This is a genomic window from Sulfolobus tengchongensis (assembly GCF_036967215.1).
GTDB lineage: Archaea > Thermoproteota > Thermoprotei_A > Sulfolobales > Sulfolobaceae > Saccharolobus > Saccharolobus tengchongensis_A.
On record NZ_CP146016.1, the window covers coordinates 280430 to 295750 of the forward strand.

The window sequence follows — 15321 nt, forward strand, 5'->3', positions numbered from 1 at the left end:
TTAGATCACCACCTTCTTTTAGGTAGTATTAAGGTTGCCATCGGAGTTAATATTATCGAAACTACTATTAGTAAATATTGCAAAGGTGAAATTATAGGCAGTGGTAAAATTTGCGATAATAGGCCATTTTGTACAAGCGCTTGCACGAATGCTTGTTCCATCCCTTGAGCTGCTTGTGTAGCGTTTATCTTACTTGCAAAGAACTCACTAGCATATTGATGGAATGAGTTCCAATAGTAGGCCATTTGGGGTATGTTAGGAAATTGCTGACCATATTGTGCTTGCTCCAATATACCTTCCATTATCTGATTTAAATAACTTGGTTGTAACATTCCTTCTTTTAATTGAGTTAGAGCTTCGTTATAGGCTTGTAAATTAGCAGGTATATCGTGGGCAACTTCCCACAATCTTAGGTCAGCTTCGTAATTAGTAAAGAATAGAGCGAATATTATGCCCGCTTTAATTTGCAGTGGAGTAGCCCCGCTTGCTTGAGGTGTAGATATTAAAAATCCAGTTGATCCTATGAACGGTTCTGCTCTTAATCCAGTCTGACTAACCACTGGAAGTGGAGCAGCTCCTAAATTAGGTCCTAAAGCTTGCAAATAAGTGTTTAGATCCCAAGGTCCATCAAATATGATAGCCGTTTTATTTGCTACGAATAATTGTCCTTCTGCACCTCCTGCACCAGTAGAAGGAGCTAAGTAGTTAACCTTAAGATTATATGTTAAATTGTACCAGAAGTTCAACGCGTTAATCATCGCGGTGCTATTCAAAGCTGGCATAACTTTACCATTATTATTACTAAATATTTGTCCTCCAAATCCTGCGAACCAAGCGGCAAATCTATAGCCATATTCATCTCCAGCTCCATATGCTATTCCCCATATGTGATATGTTTTATTAACGGATTCAGCTATTTGAACTAATTGTGCAGTCGTATTAGGTGGATAAGGAACGAATTGCTTATTATAAAACATAACAATATAGTTTACATTATCTGGAAGTCCATATAAAGAGCCGTTCAATTCCCAATCTTTTATTGCAGTTGGAACATATAATGATGTTATGCTAGGCGGTAAATATTGTGAAAGATTTAATACTAATCCTGCTGCAAATAACGCACCACCCGAATCACTACTATCTCTATATACTATCGGTGCTTGTCCAGCTTTTGCTGCTGTTTCAAATTGCGAAACACCTACTCCAACGCCGTATGTTACTTGAACATGTATCCATGGGAACTCCTGCTCAAATTGACTTAAGGTCTCATTAAAAGCTTGGTTTTCTGAGGCACTATAACTGTTCCATACTGTTATAGTAACTGGTGTAGAAGGTGGCGATGTAAGACCTACTAAACTCATTAGAGCTTGTGGATTGGTAGTGTTCAAGTTAATTGAAGATGTAGTTGAGGAAGAAGTTGTAGATACCGATGATGAAGTTGTAGAGGAAACAGGTGATGAATGTCGCATGCTCATATACGCATATATGCCTCCTATAGCTACTATTATTATCACAACTATTATTATAGCTAGTATTGTTCTCGAAATTCCCCTATTTATTTTCAATTTCTTTCTCAACCTTGAGGCACCTCTGCTTTATTTTTCTTTACACAGTTATAAAAGCCTTGCTTATGTTTATGTCTTAAATTGTCTATAATGATAATTGATTTCATTTTTATTAGTTGGAAGTTATATTGCGGATATTTATCCAATTATAATTAAAAAAGTTCTTTTATCTCTTAGTGTGATCATCAGGCTATAAGTTTTGGGATTATGCCCTTATCCCATAATACTAGGGCTACTGATTACATCAACACTTCTAGACTTCTATTAACAGTCTTTATGCGACGTTTTAATCTAGCTAGATTATCCCTCAATGAGAAGTAATCCCTCGTTTGGATTCACTGGTGATATTACAACGTGGTTAGGTAACCAATAATACGCGTTATAATCATCACTTACCCACGCCCTATATTTAGGAAAATATTTTCTTATCTCGTTGAAGGTCTTATTATCAGTATCACCAACGGAGAAAACTACTTACATTCCCTTATTCAAGTAGACAGAACATGTGAAAATCCACTTTTAGAAAGCCTTCTTAGCCAGCTCCCTTATGATAATAACGCTTACCATTTTCAATAAATTGCTTATCATTATTCCTGCATTAAGTATTCTCGCTTACTTTAACCTTATCCTTCTTAGCAACATAATGACCACCGCAAGAAGAACATAAAATATCTCTCCTATGAACAAACTTACTACCCTCTTCCTATTTCTCTCACTTATAAGTCATACTACCTTATGCAAAAATTTAAACCTTCGTGACGACGCTATGTCTTATCTTATGTAATTTTTTGGAATCGTTCAATACATATAAAAAAATATATAGGTTTATAAAAGAAAAGTTTATAATGATAAATTAGCATCTTTTCTTCCATGCGAGGTATTCCCATAAAAAGTTCATTAACAATATTACTAATAATAGGATTAGTTACTCAAACAGTTTTCTTGATAGCATCGTCGCAAACTGTGAACGTAAATTTTAATGTTACGAATAGCGGTATTGTGACAATCTACATTTCCGGTTTACCGCAAAACAACGTTGTAATTTTACATTATGGAATAGAAAATGGACCTCAGCAAGCATGGATAAATATATCTAATGCTATAATGACTTGGAATGGTGAAAATTTCAGCGCGTCAATAGGGCCTTTTCCTAATGGAACTTGGATAGCCTGGGTATTTTATGATAATACTACTGGGGAGTGGATAAATTACGATAATCATCCTTTCTGGAACTGGAATCTAGAGGTTAATCCGCCTAATGTGGGGCAAACTTATGCTACGGTATTACAAAACGGATCAATATTAATAACTACAGTGGGAAGAGCTCCAGATATGATAGATATTCATTATGGATTAACCACTGGCCCTCAAACTGGCTTACCGTGGACCAATATAACAGATGAGTTAATGTCGTATAACCCATTGTGGGGCAATTACACTATCATAATAGGCCCCTTTAAACCAGGACAATGGGTTCAATGGGTTTATCATGACTTAACATTAAATGAATGGTATCATAACGCATCAGGTCAAAATTTTGCCATACAAGATGTATATTCGTATATCCAATTCATTAACTCGTCATATGATAGATTCGTTTATGTTGAGGGGCAAAAGGTAAGTATTTCCTTATATCTGCAAAATGGACTACCCCAAGAAGTTAATTCACTGATTTCAATACAAGTAGCAGGTAATCAATATAATTATTCTACCTTACTAAAGCCGGGCTATAATTTAGTAATGGTGACCTTAGATACATCTAGAATCCCGCAAGGTATATATTACCCTTCTCTAGACATATATGTTAATGGATCTCTACAAAGAGAGGCTGTATTGCCAGCTCTCTACATTCTTAATGTCACTGGTAAAAAACCGCTAAGTCTAGTGATAGTTTGGAATATGCATCAGCCCTTATATATAGCGCCAAATGGTAGTTGGGAGCAACCTTGGGTTTGGTTACATACTGGTCAAGATTTTGAATGGAATGGAAGTTTGGTGGGTGCTTACGAATTACAAGCATTATTACTAAACCAATTTAACGTTAGCGTTACCATAGATTTTACGCCAGTTTTATTATATCAATGGGAGACAATACTTCATGAAGAAAACGCTACCTTTACTTCTAATTTCGGAATAAATACTTTACATGATATTGAGGCTGTAAATTATACTCTTAGTCTCTATAGGAGCTTAATAGATGAAGGTAAGGTCGAGGTTCTGACGGTACCCTTTTATCACCCATTACAACCGTTATTACTTCAAGACGGCTACTGGAGTGATGTCTTATCTCAAATAAGAATGGGAGAAAATCTCACTCATGAAGTTTTTGGTGTTTGGGCTAATGGTACGTGGACGCCTGAAATGGCCTTTGACATGGACCTAGTAGGTTTATATAATGAAAGCAATATATCATTTACCATACTAGATCAGCAAGCGTTTTTGCCTTATGTTACGTTAGTCAAAGGTTCATTAAATCCAGATCAACCTTTTATTGTAGAAAATAACTTAGGTCAGACTATTATAGTTTTATTTAGAAATACCACACTATCTAACGAATTCGGCTTCAAGTTCTTTAGCCAATCTCCTCAGCTTACCGCCCAAGAACTCATACAACAACTTGCTCAAATTTATATGAATAATCCGGGTAGTATAGTTACTGTAGCGTTAGATGGTGAGAATCCTTTAATTTTCAATCCAACTACTGGTCCTGCTGATTTGTACGCAATTTACCAAGCTCTATCGCAATATCAAGGGCAATGGTTAATTACTCAAACGGCAAGTGAGGCAATTGCTACTCATAAGCCATATAGCGTAATAACAAACTTACCGGTGAATTCATGGGATCTCAACTTGAACTACTGGAATAATGGATATGTTGGAAAAACTGAAATATGGCAGAATCTTTCGGTAGCTAGAGAATACTTAGTGGCTTATACTATCTTAGTCGGTGATAATATCTCACCAACGGTTTACTTACCATTTGATAAAACACCAAATTCTACTGGACTAGTTGATACATTATGGAATTACTTATATGTAGCCGAAGGTAGTGATTGGACATGGCAGACTGGTCCTCCAGCATTTGGACCAAACTGGTTTAAAGAACAAGCGTTACTGTACACCTCTACCATAGTCTCAATGGTAAAGAAGCAGTTTAACCTTATTAAATTAGAGAATATAAAAATAAGTGGAAATACTCTAAAATTCACAGTATATAATGGAATTAATAGTTCGATCCACTTAACGTTGGTTATTAGCTACAATAATGGTCAACAACGGATAGAGATACCAGCAATTTTGAATTATGGTAAAACTGATTTCAAGTTAAAATTATCTAACCTCAATTCCAGTAGTCAAATACAAATAGCCTTATATTCTCCCGTCACCTCAGCAGACATGGGTCTAACATTAATTCCGATTAACAGTTATGGTTTTCTGATAGCTCAGTATCAATTTACAGTTAGTACGATTTCCTCTTCAAGCAGTACCGAAACCTACCTCATAGTTGGTTTAAGTGTTATTGCAGTCTTAATAATGGTTATAGAGCTTATCATGCTAAAGAGAAGTCACAGTTAGTCTTAAAGTTCTTTTAATGTCCAATATTTTCATTATTTGTTCTCAAGGATAAAGATTCCTTTTTTGGGACTTCAACTATAGATGCTGATCTTCAATTCATCTCTTGTCTTCGTCTTCCCCATTTCCAATCATTTCAAGCACTTCAGCGTAAATAAACCCTATGATTATCCAAGCAAAGAACATATAGTTAATGATAGGGCTATTTTCTTGTATTGCATATACTAGAATTATTATTGACATTACTGCTGACGAGATAGCTAAAAGTATCTCCATTTTTCTCTTTCTCATTTTCTTTAATGCTATCCTTAACAAGGAGAGATCGGCTGATAAAGAAATTATCAGATAACTTAATACAGTTAGTCCTCCAAGCACAAAGAACGTGTTGTAAAGTCCTGCAAAATGAGTTGAAAGGAATATTATTAAAACGTAAATGAGAAGCGATATAGCTTCTGCGTTGAAAGGTCTAGCATTTTTTATATTAGCTATGATTGATGGCATGAAGTGTTTTAATGCCATAGCATATAGTATTCTTGACATCGCGATAATGTACGCTATTCCACCTAATATTCCCCCATTAAGAGCCGAGAAAATCAAATAAGGGAATATGAATCCTACATTCTTTAGTAAAATATCTATAAGATCATTACCATATAGTGCTGACGCGTAGAATAAAAATGCAGATAATAATCCACCTAGAAGTATTACGATAACAGTTATGATTCCTACAATCTTTTTAGCATCTTTTATGTCCTCACTCATTGGATTTAAGTTACCGTATCCTATAGGCATTCCTATTGCATACAAGATTACTAGGAATGGGTTAGCAGGGATACTAAAATTAAATGTAACTTGGGTTTTTATTAATAACGCTATTGAACTTACAATTATCGCAATTATCTCTGCAATACTTATGAATTCAGCATACTTCACTGAAATATCTAATCCTTTAATTACGAGAAAGGCAGAGAACAATAATACGAGAAATGCTATTAAATCTGGATTTACGTTAAGGTAACTAGTTATAATGTATATTGACCCAGCTAAGAGAGTACCACCATAAGAAAAGGCATATAACAAAAATGCCCATCCCGTTATTAGTCCTAACCTTTCTGTAAGAGAGTAAAAGGCATATGTGAAGTATCCACCATGCTGAGTATACCTTAGGGATAATCTGTATATCACTAGGCCATTTATTAAAACTAGAATAGTACCCACAATTGTAGCTATTGTTAAAAATGAACCTCCAAGCTTTAGTCCTATAGTACCAAATGTTATAATTGAAGTGAAAGGTGCTTGTCCACCAAATGATAAGGAAAACGCTTCAAAAATTGAAAGTTTTCTCTTACTCACGGACATACATGGCTATATCGGGTTTAAAAAATCACTTATAAATATAGAGAAAAAATTATGATGATCATGTAAATGGTAAGTAAAATTATTGATTCGATAAGGCTAATTTTCTTGTCAAGAAGCACGTATAACGCAATGGCGTTTGCAACTAATGCCGAAATGTATTCCGGTAAAGCGGAATATAAAGAATAATCAGTAAATAAGCCTATTATTCCTAGCAATATGGTAGCGTTCTCTATCTTGCTTCCAACAAAGCTCAAAATTGAAAGAGAGCCACCACTTTTAGATAGTTGAATTAGCCTAAATGCTGATAATTTCTCCTCAAGTTCTCCAGCTATCGGAGAAATAACTAACGAGAGCCATATTTCAGGAACGTTAAACATGTTAGCTAAGGTTTCGATATATCCTACAAAATAGTGAGAGAAAATAACTAATAAGATACCTCCACTGAGTATATATAGCATAGGCCTCTTAAAATTACCCTCAACTTTTTCCCTTTTATTACCATTGAATTTCAATACTCTGTACGTAACATAAGCTACATAGATCAAGATAAGTATAATGCCAGTAATGAAGTCAAGTTTACCATAAATCAATATTATTATCATTGCTATGGTTGACAATGTCAAAAACTTATTTTCAACACTATATTCAGTAGAGATTTCCAAAGAAGATTTCCATTTTATTATATAGGCTATTCCAACTAATCCTATTCCTAATGTAAATAATAGTATATTACCACCTATTGCTGAACCTAATGCTATATCAAAACTACCACTGAGTGAGGCAACTATAACGAAAATTGTCTCTGGTAACGCTGTAAGCAAACCTAATATTATTCCCCCAGTTAGGCCCTGGCCTAAAGAATCCTCTAGCTCATCAGCACCTTTAGCTAATAGTTCAGCTGAAATGAAAATAGCTATAAAGATTCCTATAAATTCTAGCCAAAATAGCAACATTATATGTTAAGTTAGAGCTTAACACCCTATAAGTTTAACTTGACAGAGAGTAAACCTTATTATAAAAATACAAAATTTTCTAGGCTGTTACATTTATGAAAGGTTCCCTATGGACTATTTGCAATATATCTCTACTGTTTTATATTGCTGTAAAAATATAAAACGAAAAGAGATATTTTTAATTTTTTGAGTACTTTGTGAGGTTTTTCAAAGCTTCAGTTACCTCATCATATTCTCTTTATAGTAAAAAGAGCTTTCCAAACAGATAGCTTACAAATACACCACAAAGGACTTTTTGAGTGTTTAAAAATTTACATGGGCTTATATTATCCTCTTAAAAAAGGGTGTGCTAAACTATGTATATACTTTGCAAGTTAGCACTTTATAGCTTGTTTTCTTTTATCGTAGAGCGTAATTTAATAGAATCTCAACTATAGAATCTACATTATATATCGCATTATATAATATTTTTTCTAATTCCGATAATGGTATGTTTAGGAGATTTGCTAACAATTCCTTAGCCTTTCTTGCATTAGTATCGTCATTTTCAATCATGTATTCCAAGATTTTAGAGAGCAAGTACACTAGTCCAAAGATCCTATCCTTGTAAACCTGAACAACATCATTATTGTAACCTTTTAATACCTCTTCTATTCTCAAGATATTCTTATTTATACTATCAGATATCGACGACGTGGGATCTTTTGATTCTAGTAAAATGGATAGATCGGGTTTTGCATTATACTCATCTATAAGTTTCAGTCCTTTAATTCTCTCCTTTGCGATTGTAGTTACTGGTTCTATTAACTCTTGCTTTAATAACCCAAGAATCTCTGATCTGATTTCATCATTTATGAGTCTAATGTCATTCTGATCTTTTAAGAAAACGATTACATCATTCACAATTAGTTTATCATTATCAAATTGTGGTGAAAAGTTTCTATCAAAAGTATAGTTCAAGACATTTATTCTCGTTGCAGGTCCCATAATTCTCTTTCTATAACAATCAACATTAATCGAAAACGAATTTATTGTTAACTCACAATTTGTATATATTTTATTTTGTTGTCTAACTCGTAATACTTTTAGGTTAAGCATTTTGGGTCACTCTCTTTGTGAATAATTCATGAGACTTAGAAAGATACTCTAATCCTTTTATGCTGGAAACTCCATAAAACATTATTAAATTGAATATATCGTTAGTCACTCTACTATTCGGACTCTCAATGAAGATTATATCATTATAGATTATATCTCTAAATCTGGATGAAATATACGTTCTATATTGTTTCTCTATTTGTTCTTTTAACTCCTTGGGACTAATATTAACTAGTAATAGAGTATTTGACGCGTTCTCATCAAACTCAATGGTTTTTTGTACGTCTATAACGCTAAATACACTTTGTATATCTTTAAAAACTAGCATTGTTCCACCTATTATGTAGCTAAATGGGAAGAATGGTTGAGAATTGAACTTCAGAGAAACTTTAAAGAAGTTATACAGTCTGTCGTAGTTATCATATAAATACTTAAATATTTTTAGAAATCCCTCTATTCCATAACTTATACCCGTATCTGGATAGAATGCTCTAAATTTTTCGACAATACCTTTTGTAACTAGAATGATGGGTTCTTTTTTCTTAGATGCTTCAAATACCGTGTTGTATGCAGTATCTAAATATATTAGCGGTTCATTCTCTTCTGGTAAAATTATTAGAAATATTGCATTACTATTTATTAATGATATAACCAAAGGTGAAAGTGGGTGTGATGCGTTCAAAATTATCAGTTTCCTCTTTGTTTCATTTACTCCAAGTACGTCAAAAATTCTTGCTAATTTTTCTTTATACTGATCTAGGTAATCCTGCCACGTTCCACCGCTTATTAATTTCAAGACTATTTTATTTTGTTCAATTTTCTCTTCGTCATTAAGATCTATGAGAAGAGTGTTTGATATTCTATATGGGGTTACCCCAACGTAAATCACAATATCATTTACCTTATATTGTATTTTAGGGAAATGTGTTAATTCGTATAATGAAGCATAATAATCTATTGGTTGTCCACATATGGAACAAGTAGAAGCTAGGTTCATTTCATGCCCATTTTTACATTTTGGCATATTTTATTACCTCCTTATCTTCATCATATTTTACGTTATCATGAAGGATAGAATACAACCTAGCATATAAATTAGCTATTGGCTTAGTAAAAGGTAATTCATCAAGGTAAACCTCCTTATCTTCATTTAGAATTTTGGTAATAACGTAATCAGCAATAGGATATAATGATATGATGAGCAATTGTTGCTCATCTTGTTTTAAGTAGTCTATATGTCTCTTGAGGAAAGCCGTTAAATTATTTATTAGTGTTACGTATTCTTCTATCGTGCTTACATTATCCTTTATACTTAACTCAGATAATAACTTAGACTCACTAGGAACCTTAAACTCAAATTGCTTGTACTCATTACTGATCCTACTAACGTCTTCTATTTCCTTACGAACCTTTTCAATGAGTTCCTTATAGACCTGTATCAAAGTATTCAAGTTATTTAATAGGAGTAAGGCATTTGATGGGTTAACATCTTCTATTTGTCCACTAATATCTCTTAGCTGGTTTATGAAATCCTCACTATTATTCCAGTAGGATAATGTTTCTACTAGTTCAAGTATACTTTTAGACAGTCTATCTATCTTCTCTTTAAATTCTGCTCTATGAAGGGTATCGAATTTATACCAATAATCAGTTATTATTTTTATTGCTCCTTCAAAGTCTCCCCTATCTAATCTTATAACTGGATTCGGTACATCAAGAGGAGCTTGATCTATACCCATCAGCTTATTAAAAGCCTTAGCGTTCTCTATGTATAAATTATATAGATCCTCTAATGATTTTCTCAAATTTGAAATTATTAATTTATATTCATTAATTATCTGCGTTATATCATAATTAGGCTTTACTTCAATTTGAGGTAGAGATATTTTTAATTTTATATCTTTTAGCACCGAGTTACCAGATTCCACTAATGACTTTATGTTATTAAGTTCGTCAAGCAGAATGTTCTTAAACGCGTTATCAAATGAGGAAATGGATTTGATGCACTCGTCCGCCTCTTTATTCCAATTTCTCAGTAATCTTTCGTTAGCGGTTTGAACTAAATTTGAAACAGATGAGTAAAAATTGTTGCATTCGTTTATCTTAAGCCTAATTTTTTCCGTGTTTTCAGTAGGTATATTAATTAGAGATAAGTTCTCCATTCCCTTTTTAATTAGCGATGATAGATCTTGAAGCTTGTTTTGTAAACTAGTTTTCAGTGTAAATATGGCTTCTTGGCTACCTAATATACTTGTTAAAAATGAGAATAATGCGCCTAAAATAATAGTTGAAAGTATTGTGAGGCCTATCACTATTCCGCTCATCTGAGTTGAAAACGCTAACAAAAAGGCTATGAAAAACAGTATTAATATTAGATTCTCTTCAGCGGGATTGAAGTAAACTATAAGATTTCTTATATACTCGTTTATGTATATCTTATTTACAAATACCTTCATTATTGTGTCTGAAATAATGTAGGATATATAATATGCTAAACCAAGGAGTATAATCGCTTCTATTATCCCTACTGACTTATCTAAAGGATAATTAAAGAAAATTGGTTGCGGATATGAGTAGTTTGGAGGAAATCCGCTTATGAATACATTAACACTAGTTATACTGGGTCTAAGATTATGTGCCAAATATGACAATTGGTAGAACGCTACAGTACTAAATGAAACTTTTGGCCCAGCAATTAACGCGTTTAGGAAAAGTAACGGAGAGAGAATCGATAAGTATATTAAAAGAGGTTTATGGACAGGGGCATTTCTATTCATTATTTTAGGGAATATAATTAAGATTGGGCTTAGGAAGAATGCAGGTGTTAAGGCTAATGCGCCTGCTAAAACTCCTACTGAAAGGTTGACAGGATCAACCATGTATAAAAGAATTATGAATATCATCACAATCAACAATATTGTATATATGTATACTGCAGAGTACTCTCCGGGTTTAGTTAACAATCCCGGTCCATAACTTAAACTATTCGAAATAAAGCCCATACTTTGCCATATTATACTAACAATTACAATAAACGCCTCTAACCCAGTTGCATATAACGTATTTCTATATATACCTAAAAGGAACATCGCTATTGGAATTACTATTATAAATACTAGCGTAAGAAGAGGTATTTCAAATAAAAAAACAAATGTCGAGATCGCTAAAAGGACACTTATTGTAAGCTCTTCGTAGATTTTCTTAGTGTGACTGCTCATGTTCAATTTCTTCTTTCTTTAGCTCTTTAATAAACGTATCTAAGTCCCAAATTCCTTGTTCTAATAGGAAGCTTCTGAATAGGATTTTTTCATTAGGTTTAAAGGCCTCAACGTCTTTTATCATGTTATTATATTTTTCTAAGTACTTTAGCGTTCCTTTAGCATATACTACCATTATCGATATGGTCCAAGGTTCTATCTGGGATGTTTGTCTGATTGAAATAGCTTTGCTAGCTTCAACCTGTATGTTAGAGCTTAGAATGTTCATTAGTCTTTGCTGAAGATCCATATCCCATAAACCTTCAGGTATGCTAACTGTTACCCATATGAAATCAGTCTTATAATTGTTATTGAACCCTGCATATGAAGGAGTTCTAAATACTCTCATCAAGCTATCCATTATCTCATTAAATCTCTTCTTATCTAAAATCTCCTTTAACACGTTGTTATCTCCTTTATCTAATCTCTGATCTTCCATCAAGATTTTTTCTATAATCTTATTTTGCTCATATTCACTTAGTTCGACAACTTTTTCATAATATTTTGTAGTTCTAGTTATGTTGCTAAGGATGGAAACTAGCTCTCTTTCTAGGTTTACTAAAGTCAATAAATTTGCTCTATATGGTTTGTTAACATCTAGTTTGTCTTTCAAAGTCTTTAGTGAGTTATAGAAATCCTTTATTTTATCTAATGTCTGTTTATTTTCCTCATTGATCTTAGTGAGTGATGATATTCTAGCGTCTATATCAGCAATTGCATCAGCAATTCTCTTTTTCTTCCCACTGAAGTCTATTCTTATCTTATTGTATTCCTTCTTTAGCTCTTCTTTCTCGCTTGTTAGTCTCTGTATTTCCCTTTCTACACTTAACGATTGATTCTCGGCATCTCTAATCCTATTCTCTGACGACTCTAATAAGTCAATTAGCCTAGATATTGCCTCATCTAAAATCTTCACCTGCTTCTCAGGCGACATTGTTAATACTTGGAATAATTGACTTAATGCGTTTAGCTCTCTCTCTGCTATCTCATTTATTCTAGTTTTCATGTTATCTGGTATTTGCAAGTTTCTTCTAGTCAAATCATCTGCCAATAGTTTGGCCTTTACATAACTTTTTATTGTGGACACTAAGGAAATAACTAAATTGCTGAAATCTACTGCGGATTCCATGACTTCCCTCTGAGTTGTAGTAAAGTTCTTTCCTGCCCTTATTCTCTCTCTCACTTCATTTAGTATATTCTTATTTAAATTTTCATAGTTATTTATTAACTCATTAGCTTTGTTTAATTCCTTTAACTCTAAGCTTACTGCTGATCCTTCTATTGTATCTTCTTCGAACCTAATATTGTTTAATGCAGATATGAACTTCTTAGCATAGTATTGAGTGTAATCCATAACAGATCTTATCTGCATTTTTATTGTAGGCTCATAATTTCTACCCTCGATTATTTCATTTAATTTACTCTGGAATAACTCCGGATTATACTCTCCAGTATTAATTTCAGATTGTTTGAAGATATTAACTAACTCATCATATTCATAAGTAAACATTTTATTAATCATGTCAAATATGTCCTTACTTTCCTTTACAAACCTTCCAGAAACCTTAACCAGTTCCAATAGTTTTTTGGCATAACCAATATAATCACTTACGGGATATCTTATTTTCAAAAATCCTATGGAGTTTACCCAGTTTTCAGTAAAAACGTTATTTGTACCTACGCTACTAAGTAGATCTGCCAAATCAAAATGCATCAGCATGTATAGAATATCCACTATTGCCTCGTCAAGTTCCTTCTTAGCCTCTACTAAGTTTCCCTTTATGTTATACACTAAATCTAATGGTACGAAGAATAAAGCAGAGAACTTATTCTCATACGCATTTCCATAAATTTCCACAATCCTCTTATTAAGTTCTGTATTGAATAGCAGTTCTAATTCATTAAGTGCCATAAAAGAAGAAATTCCTCTAGCGTTGGCGTCATCTGCAGAACTGGGTAATACCGCTAAACCAATAATTGGAATACCATTTCCCAATTTAGCTCTAAGATGTCTTATAAAATCAGTGATCATACCACTTCCAGTACCACCACCGAGTCCAAACACTACAACTACGACAGGAGTCTTTACAGATCTCACCACCTTATCCTTGAACAATTCTATGGCGTTATTAACCTCAGTTAAATAATAATAATTCAGATTGTATATCGCCTTACTTAAGGCCCTCATTCTTCCTACTCCACCAGCTAACGGTGGAATCATTGTAGCTCTAGAAATCCATGGCATATAGTTCTTTACTCTTATTCCCTCGCTAGCTAAATATTTATCAAATTTAGTTAGGAAGTCGTATAATGTGTCAGGCGTATTAAATCTAATTTTGAGCGTTGATAACCAAAATCTATCAATGGGTATTCCCTTAGATGCTAATTTTTGTCTAATTTCCGCAGCAGCCCTATTTAACGCGTCAATATCCCCATCAGCTACATCTATTCCTAGTAAAGCTATAGATGAATCCTCCGATGAGATGAAATCTAAAAATCTTTCACTTTCTATTAATCGCTGAAGTATGTTAACTCCAGTTCCACCCAAACCTACTATGTGAACTGATGAATACCTAGAAGCTTTTACGCTCATCTACTTCTACCTTTGCTTAGACTGTTTATTAGCTTTTCTATCTCTTCTGCTAGATTTTTATCATATCTTGCTGCTACAACTTTCATTGATGAAAGTTCTTTTATTATATCTTTAGTTTTCCTGTCTAACTCATCATAATTACCTTTAGCTCTAGTATACATGATAAACCCAAAGACAGCAACTATTGCTAATACCACTGCAACACCTATTACAGCATAAGTAATAGTATAGCTAGGTGGAGATGGAAAATATGACGGGTTGATTACTTCCAATTCCGAAATAGCTTGAGATACTAAGCCTTGAGAGTAAAGTGCAGAAGCGTTGTTTAATATGGATTGTACTAATGCCTTATATTGTGAACTTATTTGACCCGTCTGAATGAGGGTTAATGCCTTAGAATATAGTTGATTATATTCTAAAATTTCCTGAGATACTATAGTAGGCGTATATTGCCCCACTGTGCTTTCCCCTACTGTTATGCTCACGATGTTAATCTGTTGAGGTTTTTGTAGAACGATCCCGTTTAATTCTCCTATTTCAGTCAGATTTGAAGGAATTGTGAAGACAACTGAGACCACTAATGTACCCGTATATTGCGTAAACGATACAGTATAGCTAGTCGGCTTGAAATTTGTGGCGTTATAACCTTGATATGTTGGAGTTAATATATACCAAAATTGAGCTCCATACCTTTGTAACACCGGGTTCAAACTTATATAAAACAAGTTTGAGGGATTGGAGAAGGGAACAGAGATATCTAATGTTACGTTATAAGTATCTCCGGCTATTAGCTCGCTGGTGTTAATAACTTTACTAGCAGTGGTTACATCATAAATTTGGATACTTGAAATCCAACTGCTACTTGTTGTTTGTGAGTTAATGATAATTGCAGAAGGCACTAAAGAAAAAATTGAAATCATAAT

9 protein-coding genes are annotated in these 15321 nt (G+C 33.5%); 1 reads left to right on the forward strand and 8 read right to left on the reverse strand.

Translation table 11 applies throughout. The features are described 5' to 3' along the window. Window positions 1-5: 5 nt before the first annotated feature. Window positions 6-1475: an extracellular solute-binding protein gene (locus V6M85_RS01575; RefSeq protein WP_338604531.1), complete on the reverse strand. Its 1470-nt coding sequence runs from the start codon at window positions 1473-1475 to the stop codon at window positions 6-8. A gap of 960 nt (window positions 1476-2435) precedes the next feature. On the opposite strand from V6M85_RS01575, the gene V6M85_RS01580 reads away from it, so the two are divergent. Beyond that, window positions 2436-5141, forward strand: coding sequence for a glycoside hydrolase (locus tag V6M85_RS01580; RefSeq protein WP_338602130.1), 2706 nt, complete (start codon window positions 2436-2438; stop codon window positions 5139-5141). A gap of 96 nt (window positions 5142-5237) precedes the next feature. Here the strand turns inward: V6M85_RS01580 and V6M85_RS01585 are convergent, their stop codons facing one another. From V6M85_RS01585 to V6M85_RS01615, 7 genes are all read right to left on the reverse strand, one after another. Further along, complete coding sequence (locus V6M85_RS01585; RefSeq protein ID WP_338602133.1) at window positions 5238-6491, reverse strand: APC family permease; 1254 nt, start codon at window positions 6489-6491, stop codon at window positions 5238-5240. Between the two features lie 35 nt (window positions 6492-6526). Continuing rightward, on the reverse strand, window positions 6527-7450 hold the full coding sequence (locus V6M85_RS01590) for a sodium:calcium antiporter (protein WP_338602136.1): 924 nt from the start codon (window positions 7448-7450) through the stop codon (window positions 6527-6529). 399 nt (window positions 7451-7849) lie between these two features. Beyond that, the gene (locus V6M85_RS01595) at window positions 7850-8548 is read right to left on the reverse strand and encodes a hypothetical protein (protein WP_338602139.1); all 699 of its coding nucleotides are present in this window, start codon (window positions 8546-8548) and stop codon (window positions 7850-7852) included. Continuing rightward, complete coding sequence (locus tag V6M85_RS01600; RefSeq protein ID WP_338602141.1) at window positions 8541-9572, reverse strand: hypothetical protein; 1032 nt, start codon at window positions 9570-9572, stop codon at window positions 8541-8543. The genes V6M85_RS01595 and V6M85_RS01600 overlap by 8 nt, the downstream gene beginning before the upstream one ends. Further along, the gene (locus V6M85_RS01605) at window positions 9559-11766 is read right to left on the reverse strand and encodes a hypothetical protein (protein ID WP_338602144.1); all 2208 of its coding nucleotides are present in this window, start codon (window positions 11764-11766) and stop codon (window positions 9559-9561) included. The genes V6M85_RS01600 and V6M85_RS01605 overlap by 14 nt, the downstream gene beginning before the upstream one ends. Continuing rightward, a complete protein-coding gene (locus V6M85_RS01610) occupies window positions 11750-14398 on the reverse strand; it encodes a tubulin-like doman-containing protein (protein WP_338602146.1) in 2649 nt (882 codons plus the stop codon). Before V6M85_RS01610 ends, V6M85_RS01605 begins: the two co-directional genes overlap by 17 nt. Beyond that, window positions 14395-15318, reverse strand: a complete 924-nt coding sequence (locus tag V6M85_RS01615) for a hypothetical protein (RefSeq protein WP_338602148.1) — start codon at window positions 15316-15318, stop codon at window positions 14395-14397. The genes V6M85_RS01610 and V6M85_RS01615 overlap by 4 nt, the downstream gene beginning before the upstream one ends. Window positions 15319-15321: the final 3 nt, after the last annotated feature.